Annotated in this window: 19 protein-coding genes; 10 read left to right on the forward strand and 9 right to left on the reverse strand. The window is 67.5% G+C overall.

Translation table 11 applies throughout. The annotated features are described in order from the left end of the window. Nucleotides 1–4: 4 nt before the first annotated feature. Together dut and coaBC are read right to left on the reverse strand one after the other, a co-directional pair. Nucleotides 5–478, reverse strand: coding sequence for a dUTP diphosphatase (gene dut / locus ACUVWL_RS15875; protein WP_014035700.1), 474 nt, complete (start codon nt 476–478; stop codon nt 5–7). After that, nucleotides 475–1,764, reverse strand: a complete 1,290-nt coding sequence (gene coaBC / locus ACUVWL_RS15880) for a bifunctional phosphopantothenoylcysteine decarboxylase/phosphopantothenate--cysteine ligase CoaBC (RefSeq protein ID WP_014645667.1) — start codon at nt 1,762–1,764, stop codon at nt 475–477. Before coaBC ends, dut begins: the two co-directional genes overlap by 4 nt. 199 nt (nt 1,765–1,963) lie before the next feature. On the opposite strand from coaBC, the gene ACUVWL_RS15885 reads away from it, so the two are divergent. The 4 genes from ACUVWL_RS15885 to ACUVWL_RS15900 all read left to right on the forward strand — a co-directional run bounded on the left by ACUVWL_RS15885 (nt 1,964) and on the right by ACUVWL_RS15900 (nt 6,084). After that, nucleotides 1,964–2,590 (forward strand): response regulator transcription factor, encoded by a 627-nt coding sequence (locus tag ACUVWL_RS15885; protein WP_014645666.1) that lies wholly within the window; start codon nt 1,964–1,966, stop codon nt 2,588–2,590. Between the two features lie 70 nt (nt 2,591–2,660). Then, the gene (gene radC, locus ACUVWL_RS15890; RefSeq protein ID WP_014035697.1) at nt 2,661–3,365 is read left to right on the forward strand and encodes a RadC family protein; all 705 of its coding nucleotides are present in this window, start codon (nt 2,661–2,663) and stop codon (nt 3,363–3,365) included. A gap of 112 nt (nt 3,366–3,477) precedes the next feature. Beyond that, complete coding sequence (argS, locus tag ACUVWL_RS15895) at nt 3,478–5,166, forward strand: arginine--tRNA ligase (RefSeq protein ID WP_032961431.1); 1,689 nt, start codon at nt 3,478–3,480, stop codon at nt 5,164–5,166. A gap of 21 nt (nt 5,167–5,187) precedes the next feature. Further along, nucleotides 5,188–6,084: an SPOR domain-containing protein gene (locus ACUVWL_RS15900; RefSeq protein WP_046428160.1), complete on the forward strand. Its 897-nt coding sequence runs from the start codon at nt 5,188–5,190 to the stop codon at nt 6,082–6,084. A 90-nt stretch (nt 6,085–6,174) separates the two neighbouring features. On the opposite strand, the gene ACUVWL_RS15905 is transcribed toward ACUVWL_RS15900, so the two are convergent. Then, on the reverse strand, nt 6,175–6,927 hold the full coding sequence (locus ACUVWL_RS15905) for an SDR family NAD(P)-dependent oxidoreductase (RefSeq protein WP_014035694.1): 753 nt from the start codon (nt 6,925–6,927) through the stop codon (nt 6,175–6,177). A gap of 123 nt (nt 6,928–7,050) precedes the next feature. Between ACUVWL_RS15905 and ACUVWL_RS15910 the strand changes: the two genes are divergently transcribed. Next, nucleotides 7,051–7,518, forward strand: a complete 468-nt coding sequence (locus tag ACUVWL_RS15910) for a DUF1456 family protein (RefSeq protein WP_014645662.1) — start codon at nt 7,051–7,053, stop codon at nt 7,516–7,518. On the opposite strand, the gene ACUVWL_RS15915 is transcribed toward ACUVWL_RS15910, so the two are convergent. Next, nucleotides 7,487–8,374, reverse strand: a complete 888-nt coding sequence (locus ACUVWL_RS15915) for a LysR family transcriptional regulator (RefSeq protein ID WP_014645661.1) — start codon at nt 8,372–8,374, stop codon at nt 7,487–7,489. The two genes, ACUVWL_RS15910 and ACUVWL_RS15915, sit on opposite strands and share 32 nt — an antisense overlap. Nucleotides 8,375–8,517: 143 nt before the next feature. Here ACUVWL_RS15915 and ACUVWL_RS15920 point away from each other — a divergent pair, with 143 nt between their 5' ends. Next, on the forward strand, nt 8,518–9,666 hold the full coding sequence (locus tag ACUVWL_RS15920; protein WP_329768298.1) for an MFS transporter: 1,149 nt from the start codon (nt 8,518–8,520) through the stop codon (nt 9,664–9,666). Here the strand turns inward: ACUVWL_RS15920 and ACUVWL_RS15925 are convergent. Then, nucleotides 9,663–10,361 (reverse strand): TorF family putative porin, encoded by a 699-nt coding sequence (locus tag ACUVWL_RS15925; protein ID WP_197574627.1) that lies wholly within the window; start codon nt 10,359–10,361, stop codon nt 9,663–9,665. The two genes, ACUVWL_RS15920 and ACUVWL_RS15925, sit on opposite strands and share 4 nt — an antisense overlap. Before the next feature lie 178 nt (nt 10,362–10,539). Between ACUVWL_RS15925 and ACUVWL_RS15930 the strand changes: the two genes are divergently transcribed. Beyond that, nucleotides 10,540–10,929, forward strand: a complete 390-nt coding sequence (locus ACUVWL_RS15930) for a DUF6165 family protein (protein ID WP_010486915.1) — start codon at nt 10,540–10,542, stop codon at nt 10,927–10,929. Between the two features lie 6 nt (nt 10,930–10,935). Here the strand turns inward: ACUVWL_RS15930 and ACUVWL_RS15935 are convergent, their stop codons facing one another. Both ACUVWL_RS15935 and ACUVWL_RS15940 read right to left on the reverse strand, forming a co-directional pair. Then, nucleotides 10,936–11,619, reverse strand: coding sequence for a response regulator transcription factor (locus ACUVWL_RS15935; protein ID WP_032961444.1), 684 nt, complete (start codon nt 11,617–11,619; stop codon nt 10,936–10,938). 198 nt (nt 11,620–11,817) lie between these two features. Further along, nucleotides 11,818–12,390, reverse strand: a complete 573-nt coding sequence (locus ACUVWL_RS15940) for an OmpO family porin (protein ID WP_014645657.1) — start codon at nt 12,388–12,390, stop codon at nt 11,818–11,820. Between the two features lie 277 nt (nt 12,391–12,667). Between ACUVWL_RS15940 and ACUVWL_RS15945 the strand changes: the two genes are divergently transcribed. Further along, nucleotides 12,668–13,027 carry a DUF1428 domain-containing protein gene (locus ACUVWL_RS15945; RefSeq protein ID WP_014645655.1) on the forward strand — a complete coding sequence of 120 codons (360 nt, stop codon included), beginning with the start codon at nt 12,668–12,670 and terminating at the stop codon, nt 13,025–13,027. A 15-nt stretch (nt 13,028–13,042) separates the two neighbouring features. On the opposite strand, the gene ACUVWL_RS15950 is transcribed toward ACUVWL_RS15945, so the two are convergent. Both ACUVWL_RS15950 and ACUVWL_RS15955 read right to left on the reverse strand, forming a co-directional pair. Further along, a complete protein-coding gene (locus ACUVWL_RS15950; RefSeq protein WP_014645654.1) occupies nt 13,043–13,729 on the reverse strand; it encodes a hypothetical protein in 687 nt (228 codons plus the stop codon). Between the two features lie 106 nt (nt 13,730–13,835). Further along, nucleotides 13,836–14,717, reverse strand: coding sequence for a hypothetical protein (locus ACUVWL_RS15955; protein ID WP_032961452.1), 882 nt, complete (start codon nt 14,715–14,717; stop codon nt 13,836–13,838). Nucleotides 14,718–15,207: 490 nt separating this feature from the next. On the opposite strand from ACUVWL_RS15955, the gene ACUVWL_RS15960 reads away from it, so the two are divergent. Beyond that, nucleotides 15,208–16,641, forward strand: coding sequence for a Do family serine endopeptidase (locus tag ACUVWL_RS15960; protein ID WP_014645652.1), 1,434 nt, complete (start codon nt 15,208–15,210; stop codon nt 16,639–16,641). Between the two features lie 101 nt (nt 16,642–16,742). Then, a complete protein-coding gene (locus ACUVWL_RS15965) occupies nt 16,743–17,108 on the forward strand; it encodes a hypothetical protein (protein ID WP_004153835.1) in 366 nt (121 codons plus the stop codon). The last annotated feature ends 7 nt before the right edge of the window (nt 17,109–17,115 follow it).

Consider the following 17,115-nt stretch of genomic DNA (forward strand, 5'->3'; position numbering starts at 1 on the left):
CCTGTCAACGCACCCCGGTATGGCCGAATCCACCCGCGCCCCGCACGCTGTCGGTGAAAGTATCCACTACCTGCAGGCTGACGCGGGCGATCGGAACCACCACCAGCTGCGCGATGCGATCGCCCGGCTCGATGGTGAAGGCCTCGCGGCCACGGTTCCAGACGCTGATCAGCAGCGGCCCCTGGTAGTCGGCATCGATCAGGCCGGTGCCGTTGCCCAGCACGATGCCATGCCGATGGCCCAGCCCGGAACGCGGCAGGATCACCGCGCACAGGTTCGGGTCGGCAATATGGATGGCCAGGCCGCTGGGCACCAGCGCGGTGTCGCCCGGCTGCAGGGTCAGCGCGGTATCCAGCGCCGCGCGCAGGTCCATGCCGGCACTGGCCTCGGTGGCATAGGCCGGCAGCGGCCAGCTGTCGCCGAAGCGCGGATCGAGCAGCTTGACCTGCAGCGGGTGGGAAGTGGATGCCTGGGTCATGCCTGGAGTCTCCGCGCGATCAGCGCCAGCAGTTGTTCGGCCAGCTCGCGCTTGGAAGTGGCCGGGAATACCTGTTCGCCGTCCTGCCAGAAGGCCGTGGCGGCATTGTTGTCGCTCTCGAAACCGCCGCCACTGATGCCGACCTGGTTGGCGATCACCAGGTCCAGGCGCTTGTCGACCAGTTTGCCGCGCGCGTATTTCTCCACGTCGTGGGTCTCGGCGGCGAAGCCGACCACCAGCTTCAGCGACTGCGTCTGTGCAGCGACTTCGGCGAGGATGTCCGGCGTGCGCACCAGTTCGATCACCAGCGACTGGCTGTCGGCGGTCTTCTTCAGCTTCTGCGCGGCGACCTGGCGCGGCGTGTAGTCGGACACCGCGGCGGCACCGATATAGATGTCGGCGGGCAGCGACTTCAGTACGGCATCGCGCATCTGCGCGGCCGAGCGCACGTCGATACGCTGCACGCCCGGCGGCGTCGGCAGCTGTACCGGACCGCTGACCAGCACCACCTGCGCGCCCAGCGCGGCAGCAGCGGCGGCCAGGGCAAAGCCCATCTTGCCGCTGCTGCGGTTGCCGACGTAACGCACCGGATCGATGTCTTCGTAGGTCGGTCCGGCACTGATCAGCAGGCGCAGCCCCTGCAGGGCACGGGTTTCCGGCGCGGCAACCGTCGCAGCGGCGCCGCCATTGGCGGCCAGCGCGGCCACGATGTCGCCGGGTTCGGCCAGCCGGCCGGGGCCGGATTCACCTTCGGCCAGCGGGCCATCGACCGGGCCGATCACCTGCGCACCACGCTGGCGCAGCAGGGCGATGTTGGCCTGGGTGGCCGGATGCAGCCACATGCGATGGTTCATCGCCGGGCAGATCGTCAGCGGTGCGGTGCTGGCCAGGCACAGGGTGCTGACCAGGTCATCGGCATGGCCCTGGGCCAGCCGGGCCAGCAGATCGGCGGTTCCCGGCGCGACCACGATGCGGTCCGCCCAGCGGGCCAGCTCGATGTGGCCCATGGCCTGTTCGGCGGCGCTGTCCCACAGCGTGGTGCGGGTCGGCTGCCCGGACAGGGCCTGGAAACTGAGGGGGGTGACGAACTGCTGGGCGCCGGCGGTCATCGCCACCTGCACCTGGGCGCCCGCATCACGCAGGCGTCGCACCAGTTCCAGGGCCTTGTAGGCCGCGATCCCGCCTCCGACGCACAACAGCAGTTTCTGGCCTTCCAGCGCGCGGCCGGGCGCGGGGGAAGCGTTGGGGGAGTCAGCCACCTGGAATTCCTGTGCAAACGAGGGCATTAGCTTACCCGATGGTCGGTAATGTCCCGGTGCACAGCGCACATAGCGGGCAGCTATCAGCAGATGGGACTTGCACCACAGCGCTTCCGGGGTTCAAGACACTGCGATTCGGAACTTTCCTATACCTGTAGGCCGGCCACGTTTGCAGAATCGTCAGTGGCCGCCGCAGGTGTGCCGCTTCGCTTTTCGAGGATTCCGCGTGCACCCGCGCATCATCATCGCCGACGACCATCCCGTCGTCCTGCATGGCATCCGCATCGTGCTGCAGACCCACCTGATGGAGGTCGTCGGCAGCGCGCGTGACGGCGCCGAGCTGCTGCAGCTGGTCGAGCACCACGGCTGCGACGCGGTGCTGACCGACCTCTCCATGCCGGGCACCGGCCCGGATGGCCCGGAACTGATCGCTGAACTGCGCGCACGCCACCCGCGCATGCCCGTGGTGGTGCTTACCGGCGCCCGCCACCCCGGCCTGCTCGATGGCCTGCTGCGTGAGGGTGTCAGCGGCCTGGTCGACAAGTGCGCCGATTTCGGCGAGTTGCCGCAGGCCCTGAACGCGGCCATGGCAGGGCAGGTGTTCGTCTCGCAGCAGCTGCGCCACCACCTGCAGGCGCGCGACCTGATGTTCGCGCGCGAACCGGCGGCGCTGTCCGCCCGCGAACAGGAAGTGCTGGACCTGTTGGCCGCCGGGCTGAAAGTGAACGCCATCGCCGTCCACTGCGGCCGCAGCCCCAAGACGATCAGCCGGCAGAAGGCCGAGGCCAAGCGCAAGCTGGGGCTGCAGAACAACCAGGAGCTGTTCGCCTACCTGCAGTCGCGACGCGACTGAGGCAACGGCCGACCCGGGCATGCGTCCTGCCCTGATGGGCCGCATCGCCCCCACTGGCGATGATGCAGGCATGCCCATCCACGACTGGCCCGAACAGGAACGTCCCCGCGAGAAGCTGATCGCACGCGGCCCCGCCACGCTGTCCGACGCAGAACTGCTGGCACTGTTCCTCGGCTCCGGCTTCGGTGGACGCGATGCGGTGCAGACCGCGCGCGACCTGCTGCAGGCGCACGGTCCCCTGCGTGTGCTGCTGGACCGCCCGGCCCGCGAGCTGGCCCGGTTGCCGGGGCTGGGCCCTGCTCGAAGCTGTGCACTGGCCGCCGGGCTGGAACTGGCCCACCGCTATCTGGCGGCTGAACTTCAGCAGGGCGAGGCCGTCGGTAACAACCCGGCTGCGGTCGGCCGCTATCTGCAGCACCGCCTGCGCGGCCAGGCCCGCGAGATCTTCATGGCGCTGTTCCTGGACAACCGCCACCGCCTGATCGCCTGCGAAGAACTGTTCCAGGGCACCATCAATGCCGCCCCGGTCTATCCCCGCGAGGTGGTGCGTCGAGCCCTGCTGCACAATGCGGCAGCGGTGATCCTCAGCCACAATCATCCTTCCGGCGACCCCGAGCCCTCCGGCGCCGACACCCGCATCACCGATGAACTGCAGCAGGCGCTGGCACTGGTGGACGTGCGCCTGCTCGACCACTTCGTCGTCGGCGAGGGCCGCCCCGTTTCATTTGCTGAACGGGGCCTGCTGTCCCCGCCCCAGCCGCGCCTGTTCGGCTGAACGGCCCTGGTCAGGGCCGGGCGGGCGCCCCGCAGGCATGTCCTGGTCAGCGTGGGCGCGGGCATCTGCGCTAAAATGGGCGATTCCGCCGCTCATTCTCACAGCAGGCCTCGTGAAAAATCTCCTCCGCGCCCTGATCAGCCAAGGCATCGAAGCCTTGCGCGCCAATGGCACCCTGCCCGCCGACTCCCTGCCGCCGGACTTCGTGGTCGAGCGCCCGAAGACCCGTGACCACGGCGACTTCGCCACCAACGCCGCGATGCTGCTGGCCAAGGCCGCGCGCAGCAATCCGCGCGCACTGGCACAGGCGCTGGTCGAGGCGCTGCCGCGCAGCGAGGACGTCAGCAAGGTCGAGATCGCCGGCCCCGGCTTCATCAACTTCCATCTGGCCCCGGCCGCGTACCAGCGCGAAACCGCCTCGGTCATCAAGGAAGCCCACGACTACGGCCGCAACCTGTCCGGCAATGGCCGCACGGTGGGCGTGGAGTATGTGTCGGCCAACCCGACCGGCCCGCTGCATGTCGGCCATGGCCGCGCAGCGGCGATCGGCGACTGCGTGGCCCGCGTGCTCGATGCCAACGGCTGGAACGCCAAGCGCGAGTTCTACTACAACGACGCTGGCGTGCAGATCGAGAACTTGGCGCTGTCCACCCAGGCGCGGATCAAGGGCATCGCACCCGATCAGGACGGCTGGCCGGAAGGCGGCTACCGCGGTGAGTACATCGCCGATGTCGCCCGCGCCTACATGGCCGGTGCCAGCGTCGACCTGGAAGGCAGCACCGTGGTCGGCGCCAAGGACCCGGACGACATGCAGGCAATCCGCCGCTTCGCCGTGGCCTACCTGCGCAACGAGCAGAACCTGGACCTGGCCGCGTTCGGTGTCGACTTCGACATCTACTTCCTGGAAAGCTCGCTGTACGCCGACGGCAAGGTTGCCGAAGCGGTGGCCAAGCTGCAGGCGTCCGGCCACACCTATGAGGAAGGCGGCGCGCTGTGGCTGCGCAGCACCGACTTCGGTGACGACAAGGACCGCGTGATGCGCAAGTCCGACGGCACCTTCACCTACTTCGTGCCGGACGTGGCCTACCACCTGTCCAAGTGGCAGCGCGGCTACGAGCGCGCGATCACCGAACTGGGCGCCGACCATCACGGCTCGCTGGCGCGCGTGCGCGCCGGCCTGCAGGCGATGGAAGTGGGCATCCCGCAGGGCTGGCCGGAATACGTGCTGCACCAGATGGTCACGGTCATGCGCGGCGGCGAGGAAGTGAAGCTGTCCAAGCGTGCCGGCAGCTACTTCACCCTGCGCGACCTGATCGAAGAAGCCGGCCGCGATGCGACCCGCTGGTTCCTGATCGCGCGCAAGCCCGATTCGCAGCTGACCTTCGACATCGACCTGGCGCGCCAGCAGAGCAACGACAATCCGGTGTTCTACGTGCAGTACGCGCACGCCCGTGTCTGCAGCCTGCTGCGCCAGGCGCAGGAAAAGGGCCTGGTGTACGAGCAGGGCAATGGCCTGGCCAACCTTGGCCACCTGGCCGACGATGCCTCGCTGCTGTTGATGAACGAGATCTCGCGCTATCCGGAAGTGGTGGAAGCGGCCGGCGTGGCGCTGGAGCCGCACCTGGTGGCGCAGTACCTGCGTGAATTGGCGCATGCCTTCCACACGTGGTATCACGGGACGCCGGTGCTGGTGGAAGACGCCGCCGATCGCAACGCCAAGCTGACCCTGGCCTGCGCGGCGCGCCAGGTGCTGGCCAACGGCCTTGAACTCCTGGGCGTGAGCGCCCCGGAAAAAATGTAAGCATCAGGAGACGCAGTACACATGGCAGCACGACGCGGCAAAACCCAGGCACGACGCAACAGCAGCAGCCAGGGCACACCCGGATGGGTGTGGCTGGTGGCCGGTGTGGCGATCGCCGCCGTGGTGTTCCTGGCGGCGCCGAACCTGTTCAAGGGCGAAGGCGACGGCTTCCTGCGCGCCGGTCCGCAGCCGAACCCGAACGCGCAGCCGGCCCCGGTTGCTGATGCAGACAGCGATGTCGGCAGCCAGCCAGCCGCGCAGCCGGCCACGCCGAAGCCGGCCGAACCGGAGAAGCCCGCGGCGACGCAGTACGACTTCTACACCCTGCTGCCGGGCAAGGAAGTGGAAATGTCCGACGCCGAACTGGCCGCCAGCGCGCGTGCCGAGGACCAGCGCCGGGCCAAGGCCGAAGCGTCGCGCGCGCAGGCCGCGCTGGAGGGCAAGCCGGTGCCGCCGGCGAGCACGGCCACGCCGGCACCGACCGCAACGGCCAGCGTCGCCAGCACCGCACCGGTGACCGCGAGCAACCGTCCGCTGCCGGCACCGCTGAGCGAGCGCCCGGCCGCGGCAACCCCGCCGGCCAGCACCGCACCGGCGTCGACCAGCACGGCCGCCACCCCCGCGCCGCGCGCGGAAGCCGCGCCCACCGCGCCGGCGACCACTGCCGCACCGGCGCCCGCCGACAACGCCCGCTACATCCTGCAGGCAGGTGCCTTCGGTGCGTCCGGCGACGCCGAAGCCACCAAGGCCAAGCTGGCCATGATGGGCCTGGCGGCACGCGTGGAGTCGGCGCAGATCAACGGCAAGACCGTGTATCGCGTGCGCATGGGGCCGTACGGCAGCGCCGGCGAACTGTCTGAAGCGAAGCAGAAGCTGGATGGCACCGGCCTGCAGGCGATGGCCATCAAGGCGCAGTGACGTTCTGCGGGACTGCATGAAGAAAGCCGGGCATTGCCCGGCTTTTTTTGTTTCTGCCGAGTCGAGCATGGCTCGACTCCACACACGGCGTCAGCCCTCGCGGGCGACCTGGAACCCGGCGAAGGACTGGCTGACCGGCATCAGCTCCAGGCGATTGATGTTCAGGTGCGGTGGCAGCGTGGCCACCCAGAAGATCTGTTCGGCGATGTCTTCGGCGGTCATCGGATTGGCACCGCTGTACAGCTTGTCCGATGCATTCTGGTCGCCATGGGTGCGGACCACGGTGAACTCGGTCTCGGCCATGCCCGGCTCGATCGTGGTCACGCGCACGCCGGTGCCGTGCAGGTCCGAACGCAGGCCCAGCGAGAACTGGCTGACGAAGGCCTTGGTGCCACCGTAGGCGTTGCCACCCGGGTACGGGTAGACGCCCGCCACCGACGAGATGTTGATGATCGCACCCTTGCGCTCCACCAGCTGCGGCAACAGGCGGTGGGTCAGGGTCACCAGCGCGGTGATGTTGGTGTCGATCATCGTGGTCCAGTCCGACAGCCTGGCGCTCTGTGCCGGTGCGGTGCCCTGCGCCAGACCGGCGTTATTGACCAGCAGGTCGATCTCGCCGAAGGCCGGCGGCAGCGCCAGCAGGGCCGCCTCCATCGCCACCGGATCGCGGATGTCGAAGGCGGCGGCGTGCACCACGTCCTTGCCATAGCGCTCGACCAGCGGTTGCAGGCGTTCGCCGCGGCGGCCGGTGGCGATCACTTTCCAGCCGGCCTGGGCGAAGCGGTGGACGGCGGCGGCGCCGAAGCCGGACGTGGCGCCGGTAATCAGGACAGTGCGGGTCATCAGGCAACTCCAGGGGGAAAACCAGATCCCCATTCTGGCACCGTCCGGCAGCACCCGTGTTGCCGGATCGGCCAGATCCGGGGCGGCGACCCCACGTGTCGGGGTGACCGGTACAATTGCGCCATGATCAACAATGATGTCCTGCGCAGCGTGCGCTACTCCCTGGACCTGGGTGACCAGCACGTGGTCACCCTGTGCCAGATGGCCGACCCGGCCTTCGCCGTGGATACCGAGCAGGTGAAGGCCTGGCTGCGCCGCGAGGACGAAGCCGGTTTCGAGGCGATGAACGACAGCGCACTGGCGCACTTCCTCGATGGCCTGATCGTGCACCTGCGCGGTCGCGACGAGAGCCAGCCGCAGCGTGCGGTGGAAACCCGCATCGACAACAACCTGGTGCTGAAGAAGCTGCGCGTGGCCTTCCAGCTGCGCGACGTGGACCTGATGGAGATCTTCGCCAGCGCCGGCTTCAACGTGTCCAAGTCGGAAGTCGGTGCGTTGTTCCGCCAGCCCGGGCACACCAACTACCGGCGCTGCCTGGACCAGATGCTGCGCAACTTCCTCAAGGGCCTGAGCCTGCGCCTGCGCGGCTGAGCACGGCCTCGACGAAGGCGCGCGCGGCCGGCGTCGGCAGCCGCTGCCAGACCAGGTGTACGCGCCGGGTCGGGGTCGGCTGCAGTGGAATCTGAACCACGCCCTGGAAACCTTCGGCGATCAACGCCGGCACGATGCCGACCGCCAATCCGTGGCGGACGAAGCGCTCGACCAGTTCCATCAGGTTGACCTCGAAACGCACCGTGTGCGGCAGGCCAGCGGCGGCGAAGGCATCGTCGGTCTGCCGGCGCGCACCGGTACCGCGCGGGAAGTCGACCAGCGCTTCATCCTGCAGTGCGGTCAATGGCAACCGCGTGCGCCCGGCGAGCCGGTGCGACGGCGCCAGTACCGCTACCAGATCCTCCTCCTGCAGCACCTGGTGGCAGACGCCATCCAGCGCTGCCGACGGCGCCAGGCCGACCAGTGCCACATCCAGCGCGCGCGACTGCACCTGTGCGATCAGGTCTTCGCTCTTGTCCACGCGCAGCTGGAACTCCACCTGTGGGTGCACCCGCTGGAAGGCCGCCAGCATCGCCACGACGTCGATGTCGGTCAGCGAAGAAATCTGCCCGATGGCCAGCAGGCCACGCACTTCGCCACTGACGGCAGCCACGTCGGCGCGCAGGTGGCGCAGGCTGGCCAGCACCTGGCGTGCGTGCACCAGCAACGCCTCGCCGGCGGCGGTAGCCCGCACCTGGCGTGGCAGGCGCTCGAACAGCGTGGCACCCAGTTCCTGTTCCAGGTGGGCGATCTGGTGGCTGAGCGCGGACTGCACCACGTGGCAGCGCTCGGCGGCACGGGTGAAATTGCCCTCCTCGGCCAGGGCGACGGCAAACTCGAGCTGCTTGAGGTTCATCCAGCTATCTTGTTTTCAGATGACAAGGATGATGATGATTCATTTCCATCATGACCGCAGCAGGCGGACACTGTGCACCCCGCTTCCTGGAACACCGCGTGAGCCCGTCCCTTCCCCCTCTGCACCGCTGGCAGGTGCTGCTGATGTCGGTCGCCACCGGCGTGGCCGTGGCCAGCAACTACTATGCGCAACCGCTGCTGCACACCATCGCAGATGCCTTCGGCGTGCCGTTCGGCCAGGTCGGCATGGTGGTTACCGCAGCACAGCTGAGCTATGCCGCCGGACTGATCCTGCTGGTGCCACTGGGTGACCTGTTCGAGCGCCGCCGCTTGATCGTGGTGATGAGCCTGCTGTCGGCCGGTGGCCTGGTGATCAGTGCCTGCGCGCCGTCGCTGGCCTGGCTGCTGGTCGGGACCGCGATCACCGGACTGTTTTCGGTGGTGGCACAGGTGCTGGTGCCGTTCGCGGCCACGCTGGCCGCGCCGGAACATCGTGGCCGCGTGGTCGGCACGCTGATGAGTGGCCTGCTGCTGGGCATCCTGCTGGCGCGTACCGTGGCCGGCCTGCTTTCCAGCCTGGGTGACTGGCGCCTGGTGTATGCCATCGCTGCCGGCACCCTGGTGCTGACCGCACTGGCATTGCAGCGCGGCCTGCCGCGATTCCACCACAGCGCCGGCCTGGGCTATTTCGCCTTGCTGCGCTCGATCGGCGTGCTGTTCGTGCAGGAGCCGGTGCTGCGCCAGCGCACCCTGCTGGGTGCCTGCAGCTTTGCCATGTTCGCGATTTTCTGGACCCCGCTCGCGTTCCTGCTGGCGCAGCCACCGTACGCCTACAGCGATGCCACCATCGGCCTGTTCGGGCTGGTCGGTGCAGCCGGTACGCTGGCGGCCGGCCTGGCCGGGCGCATGTCCGACCGCGGCCAGACCGGACGCGCCACTGCCATCGCGCTGGTGCTGTTGCTGCTGTCGTGGCTGCCACTGGGGCTGTCGGCCCACTCGCTGCTGGCGCTGCTGATCGGCGTGGTGGTGCTGGACCTGGCCGCACAGCTGCTGCACGTCAGCAACCAGAACCTGATCTATGCGCTGCAGCCCGCGGCGCGCAACCGCCTCAATGCCGGCTACATGACCGGCTACTTCATCGGCGGCTCGCTGGGTTCGCTGCTGTCGGCGCAGGTCTACCAGCGCTACGGTTGGACCGGCGTCTGCGTGGCCGGTGCCGCCGTGGCCGTGCTGGCCCTGCTGCTGTGGCTGCCCGGCGCGCTGCGCGCGCGCCAGGCGGCATCGTCGAACTAGAAGCTGCCCTGCAGCGCCAGCTCCCAGCGTCCACCGGCATTGCCCGGGAACAGTCGCTTGGCCGCGCTGTCGGTGTCATGCACGGTGGCGCGCAGCTCCCATGCCGGAGTCAGCGTGGCAATGGCACTGAGCTGGCCATGCAGGTAATCCGGGCCCTGCGCGGTGGCCAGCCAGTACTGGCCCACCGCTGCTTCCAGGCGGACGCGTTCGTGCAACGGCACACGCACGCCCAGCTGGGCATAGGTTCCGCGATGGCCACCGGCCAACGCATCGTTGGAATGCGCGACCTGCAGCCAGGCGCGCTGCTTCCAGGTCACGGTGGTGTTGAGTTCGGTCCAGTCCAGCGCACGACCGGTACCCGGATACACATAGCGGGTCAGGTTCGCATCCAGCGTCCAGTCCGGTGCCAGCGCGCCGGACCAGCCCGCCACCAGGTCGAACTCGCTGCGCGCGCCATTGTCCGGCTTGAACGAGACGTTGGACCCCCACACGCTGGCGTACCAGCCCGATGGGATCGAGATCTTCGCGCCGGCTTGCACCGCCGGGTCACCATCGCTCTGCGAGCTGCCGCGCCACACGTAGTCACTGGTCAAGGCCGCACTGCCACTGACCTGCACCTGTGCCTGCGCGCTGCCCATGCCAAGCAGCCCTGCCAGGGCGGCCACCACCGCCGCCATCGTCCCCTTGCTGTTCACTGCACTGTGTTCCTCGTCGAAGGCGGTCACGCCGCCGGGACGGCAGTGTCCAGCGCGTGGCCGTAACGGATCGAGGGTGCGGCCCGGCCCGCGGCGCAAATTCGGCGTAAATCCCGTGGATCGGGGCCATGCGCCAGCGGCGCGGTATCATGGCGCCCTGTTTCCAGGAACCAACCGCGTGGACGCCATCCTGACCCCGGTATCGATCGGCGAGCTGATCGACAAGATCACCATTCTCCAGATCAAGGCCGAGCGCATCGACGATGCCGCCAAGCTGGCCAACGTGCGCACCGAGCTGGACGGCCTGCTGCCCCTGTTGCAGCAGCAGCTGCAGGCACAGCCGGCCCTGGCCGCGCTGCAGCAGCAGTTGAAGGCGATCAACGAGCGTATGTGGGACATCCAGGACCAGCTGCGCGACAAGGAAGCGGCCCAGGTGTTCGATGATGCATTCATCCAGCTGGCACGCGGTGTCTATGGCACCAATGGCGAGCGCGTGCAGGTGAAGAACGAGATCAACCGCGTGGCCGGTTCTGCACTGGTGGAAGAGAAGCAGTACCAGGGCGAGTAACGCCGCTCATCCGCATTCCAGCAGGTGGCGGAAGCGGAACAGGTCACCGTCCCCGCGGATGCCGAGCTTGCGGTAGGCCGAGGTTTTCTGCGAGCTGATCGTGCTGGCTGAACGCCCCGATCGCAGGGCCATTTCGCTGGTGCTGACCCCTTTCAGCACCAGCCCGAGCACTTCCCGTTCGCGCTGGCTCAACGGCACCAGTGCCGGGGCCGGCATTCTGCGTGCACGCGTGCCCGGCAGGTTCAGTTCCGCGCGCAGCTCCGGTGGCACGAAGCGCCCTCCCCGGGCGACCACATCAATGGCACGCAGCAACACGTCCGGTGGCGTCGACTTGGACAGGAAGCCGCGCGCACCGGCACGCATCGCGGTGGCCACCGTGCTGGCATTGCAGTGTGCCGAGAGCACCAGCACCGGCAGTGCCGGCCAGCGCTGCGACAGCACGTGCAACAGGGCCAACCCATCGCCCAGGTCGCCCATGGGCAACGCATCGATCAGCAGCAGGTCGACACACGTCGGGCTGCGCTCCAGCAGGTGCAGCAGGTGCGCCTCGCTGGACAGGCTCACCCGTACCTGCACACCCGCGTGCTGGCGCAGCAGCACTTCCACGCCCAACCGCAGTACCGGGTGCGGGTCCAGCAGCGCTAGGCGTCGTGGCCGATCAGGCAGCAGAGGCGGGAGGGTCAGCGGCATTGCGGCATGTCCAGGCAACATGGGACATCCAACGTAGGTCGGTGCCCGCAGCGGCGGAATCCAATTCCTTGCAATGGCTGGCCCGCGCATTCCGCCAGTCAGACAGCATTCCGGTTTGCCACGGCGCAAACGCAACAGGCCCGGCAAATGCCGGGCCTGTTGGGGCGTCTCCAGCGCGCAATCGCGCCGAGGCAGCAATTACCAGCTGAAGCGCGGGCCGACGGTGTATTCCTTGTCGCCGTGGCGGTTCATCTTCAGCTCGCCGTTCAGGCCCCAGTTCTGGTTCAGCTTGACCTGACCACCCAGGCGGCCGTACCACTGGCCATCCGGATTGACGCCGTGCTTCTTGGCGTAGTCTTCGTAACCGACCATGCCGTAGACCTCGGCGTGGGCGCCGAAGGCAGTGCGGATACCGGCTTCAGCGCTGTAGCCATTGAAGTCCAGACCGTGCTTGCGGTCGAACTTCTGGTAGGCAACGCGGGCAACGAAGTCGGTGCTCGGAGCGATTTCAACGTTGTAGCCGGCACCGACCTTCCACTGGTCAACCTTCAGGTTGGTGTGGTCGATTTCCTGGCGGCTGTATTCGCCGAAGGCGTGGAAGTTCGGCAGGAAGCCGTAGGAACCCTTCACGCCCCAGCCGTCGGCCTTGATGCCTTCAACGTCGGTCTTGGCGTAGTCGGCTTCGGCGTAGTTGTAGGACAGGTTCTCAGCAGCCGAAGCGGTGAACGGCAGGGCAGCGGCCAGGGCCAGAGCAATCAGCGAATTCTTCATGGGGGTACACCTTTACTTTCTTATGGTGTGCAGCAGCGCCAAGGCGCCATCGCATCGGGAATGTAAATTCTCCGTTATTCGCCACAACGCTCCCTGAAAACAGCGGTCTTCGCATTGCTGAATTTTTTGGCTTGATTCAGGCTGCGTCTGGCATACGCGCGCGGCGCGCGTGCATTTTTCAGGTTTCTTCACTGTCCACCGTTGTCGATCCCCGATCCCCTGGTTCGTCGTGTACCTGAAGGCCGTGCATGTGGCACGGTCCATCCGGAGGCAGGCAATGAGCTACATCGACGGTTTCGTCCTGGCGGTGCCCACCGCCAACAAGGAGAAGTTCCTCGCCCATGCACGTACAGGGGATCCCGTTTTCATCGAGTACGGCGCGCTGCGCGTGGTCGAGTGCTGGGGCGATGACGTGCCGCACGGCAAGACCACCGACTTCTTCGGCGCGGTGAAAGCCACGCCGGATGAGACGGTGGTGTTTTCCTGGATCGAATGGCCGGACAAGCCGACCCGCGACGCCGGCATGAAGAAGATGATGGAGGACCCGCGGTTTGATCCAACGAAGAATCCGATGCCGTTCGACGGCGCGCGGATGATCTACGGCGGCTTCGTGCCGCTCTACGAGCTGACGCGCTGAACCCGGCGGAGGTGCTCAGCGCGCGTCCGTTTCATCGCTGGCAGCAGCATGGCCGGCGCCCAGTGCGGCGCCGGCACCGAGGCCCATGCCGCCCATGCCGGCGCCCATTCCACCACCACCGCCACCGCCTGCACGGCCGCCCTTGGCATCGCCGTCGTTACGGCCCTTGCCGCCACCACTGGCAACGGGCCGGGTCGGCCCCTGCGGTGGAATCTGCAGATCGGCCGGAATCGGGGCCAGATCCAGCGCTTCGCGCACGAAGTCGCGCAGCGAGACCACCAGTTCGTGGGTATGCACCGGCCGCCCCTGTGCCAGTTCGTTGGCGGCACGCGTGGCCAGCCGCACCTGTTCGTCGGTGCCCAGCAGCAGGATGTCCGACAGCGCGGCCTCGACCGCATCGCGGATGCGCCGCGCACGGTCCGAGCGCGGCTCGGCGATGCCGTCGGCATCTTCGCGCTGGCGCAGGTCGCGACGATGGCTGGGATCCACGCCCAGCTCGCCGGTGAACGAACCGCCCAGGGTCTTGTAGGCGGCCATCAGCGTGCGCAGCCGTTCGTTGATCTGCCGGTTCTCGCGCTCGCGGCGCTGCTGCAGGGTCTGCATCACCAGCAGGCGGATGCCGACGCCGAGCAGGGTGATCAGGACCAGGCCGGCCAACGTGGACAGCACGCCCTGCCAGGAACTGAAGTCGATACCGCGCATGGTCGGGCTCCGGCGGGAAGAACCTGCATCTTGCCCCAGGTAGCGCCCCAGAAACGCGAAAGGCCCTACCACCCGGTGGGTGGCAGGGCCTTCGGTCACGGCGCGATTACTTGCGCTTGGCGACCTTGCGCACGGCCTTCTTGCCCGGAGCCTTCTTGGCGGCGACCTTCTTCAGCGGCGCAGCCTTCTTGGCGACCGTCTTGCGGGTGGCGGCAACCTTCTTGCCCACCGCCTTCTTGGCGACGGCGGTCTTCTTGCCGACAGCCTTCTTGGCGACGGCGGCCTTCTTGCCAACAGCCTTCTTGGCGACGGCAGCCTTCTTGCCGACAACCTTCTTGGCGGCCGCGGTCTTCTTGGTGGCGACCTTCTTGGTGGCGGCAACCTTCTTGCCGACAACCTTCTTCGCAGCCACGGCCTTCTTGCCGGCGACCTTCTTGGCGGCGACGGTCTTCTTGGCCACAGCCTTCTTGGTGGTGGCGACCTTCTTGCCGACCACCTTCTTGGCGGCCGCGGTCTTCTTGGCAACGGTCTTCTTCGCGACGGCGGCCTTCTTGGTGGCGGCCTTCTTCACGGTGGCGACCTTCTTGCCGGCAGCCTTGGTGGTCTTCTTGGCGGCAGCGGCCTTCTTGGTCACAGCCTTGCCTGCAGCGGCCTTCTTCTTGGCCACTTCCTTCTTCAGGGCAGCGGCTTCGGCCTTGGCGTTCTTCTTGGCCGCTTCCAGCTTCTTCTTGGCATTGGCAACGGTCTTGCCGACCGACTTGGCGGCCTTGTCGGCCTTCTTGGCAACGGTCTTCTCGACCTTGGCCACGGCCTTCTTGGCCTTGGCAACGCGGGTACCGGCCGCCTTGGTGGCGCGCTTGACGGTCTTCTTGACCGACTTCACGGCGTCTTCGGCGGCGTGGGCGATGGTCTCGCCAACGTTGGTGGCGGCTTCTTTGACGTTCTCGACGGCGTCGGTCACGACCGACACACCATTACCGTTGCTCATGTTGCCCTCCTGGGGGCCTTAAGTATCAAAACGGGGCGATGCTATACCGACATTGACGATCGTGGAACGGGGCACGCGCCCGCAATCGCATCTGATGCGACGGCCATGGTGTAGCCCACCACTGCCGCGGAAGCGGCGGGTTCACAGGAAACGCCTTTTTTTAAGGACTACGCCACAGCAAGCGCGTGGTCGAAGATGGCCGTTGCGTGCCGTTGCACGGACGCGGCATCCGATGCGTGCTGTGGCGCATTGCGGCACCCGGTTGCGCGGAACTGCGCAGGTATCGGTCTGTGTCGGCGCCCCCGGCGATCGTCTTCGGTGGTGCAGGCGTCGCCTGTGCGGTGTCGCCACAGCCATGCTGTCAGCCTCCTCACTCGCCTTTCGCGGCCTGCGGTTTTCATGGCGCATTTATCCAGATCGCGACACACTCATTCAGCTTGTTTTACCGTAGGGCCGAACCGCCCCCACCCACGCCAGCGAACCGACAACCATGCGACCGCTTCCCACCCTGCTCACGCTCGCAATCGCCGCCGCCTTCGGTGGCTTCGTTGCCACCGGCATCAATGCCCACCTGGACAACCGTGCCGATGCAGCACCGCTGCCAGCGGTGCTGCCGACCACCGCCGCGTTGCCGGCCGCGGTGGCCGGACAGGCGGTGCCTTCGCTGGCGCCGATGCTGGAAAAGGCGATGCCGGCCGTGGTCAGCGTCAACACCAAGCAGGTGGTGCGCGTGCGCAACCCGTTCTTCAACGACCCGTTCTTCCGCCGCCTGTTCCCGGATATCCCGCAGGAGCGCATCAACGAATCGCTGGGCTCGGGCGTGATCATCGACGCCAAGGAAGGCCTGGTGCTGACCAACCACCATGTCATCGACAACGCCGATGACGTGCAGGTGACACTGGCCGACGGGCGCACGGTGAAGGCCGAGTTCCTCGGTTCGGACCGCGATACCGACATCGCGCTGATCCGCATCCCGGCGCAGAACCTGACCGACATCAAGCTCGGCAACAGCGACCAGCTGCGGGTCGGTGACTTCGTGGTGGCCATCGGCAATCCGTTCGGCTTCAGCCAGACGGTCACCTCGGGCATCGTCTCGGCGGTGGGCCGCAGCGGCATCCGTGGCCTGGGCTACCAGAACTTCATCCAGACCGATGCGTCGATCAACCCGGGCAATTCCGGTGGCGCCCTGGTCGACCTGCAGGGCCAGCTGGTCGGCATCAATACCGCCAGCTTCAACCCGCAGGGCAGCATGGCCGGCAACATCGGCCTGGGCCTGGCGATTCCGTCCAACCTGGCGCGCAGCGTGGTCGACCAGCTGGTCAAGCACGGCGTGGTGGTACGCGGCACGCTGGGCGTGGAGAGCCAGAACCTGACCGCGCAGATCGCGCAGGGGCTGGGCCTGGGCGAAACGCGCGGTGCGCTGATCACCCGCGTGCTGGCCGGTTCGGCGGCCGCCGCGGCCGGGTTGAAGCCGGGCGACGTGGTGGTCTCGGCCAACGGCCAACGCGTGGACAGCGCCGAAGCCCTGCACAACGTGGAAGGCTTGGCTGCGGTCGGCAGCCCGATGACGCTGGACGTACGCCGCGAAGGCAAGCCCGTGCAGATCAAGGCCACGCTGAAGGAACAGGCGCGTGCGGTCACCGGCGAGAGCCTGGACCCGCGGTTGACCGGTGCCACCTTCGTCGACCTGCCCGAGTCGCTGCGGCAGTCGGGTGTCGGCGGCGTGCTGGTCAGCGAGGTCAAGCGTGGCAGCCGCGCGGCCAGCAACGGCCTGCAGCAGGGCGACATCATCACCGACGCCACCGTGGGTGAATTCGCCGACCTGGCCAGCTGGCGCGCCAACTTCCAGCAGCGCCCGCCGACCCTGGTGGTGCGCGTGCTGCGCAACAATGGCCAGCAGCAGGGCCAGCTCGTGATGCGCTGATCGCCCTGCCGTAACACCCCCTATACCCCGGCAATGCTATTGCTGTCAGTCCAGGTCGGCACCGCCGACACCCGTTCCCCCATCGCAACAGGAGTGATTCGATGAGCCCCACCAACACCGAGAACCTGAAGGAACACCTGGGTGAAGCCGGTTCCCACCTGAAGCAGGCCGCCACGGCCGCCGGCGGTGCGATCAAGGGCGCAACCGGTGCCGCGACCGACGAGCTGCGCATCGGCAAGGCCAACGTCAAGGCCGAACTGTCCGACAGCGCACTGTCTGGCCTGGCCGCCGCCGAATTCGGTGGTGCCGCTGCCAAGGAACAGGTTGACGCGTTGATGGACAAGGGCAAGGACCTGATCGACAGCGCCGCCGAGTTGATCCGTGAGCGTCCGCTGGCTTCGTTCGGCGTCGCCTTCGCTGCCGGCTGGATCATCGCCAAGCTGGCCCGCGGCAGCAGCGACAAGTAAGCCGCGG

Source organism: Stenotrophomonas muris (assembly GCF_052751275.1).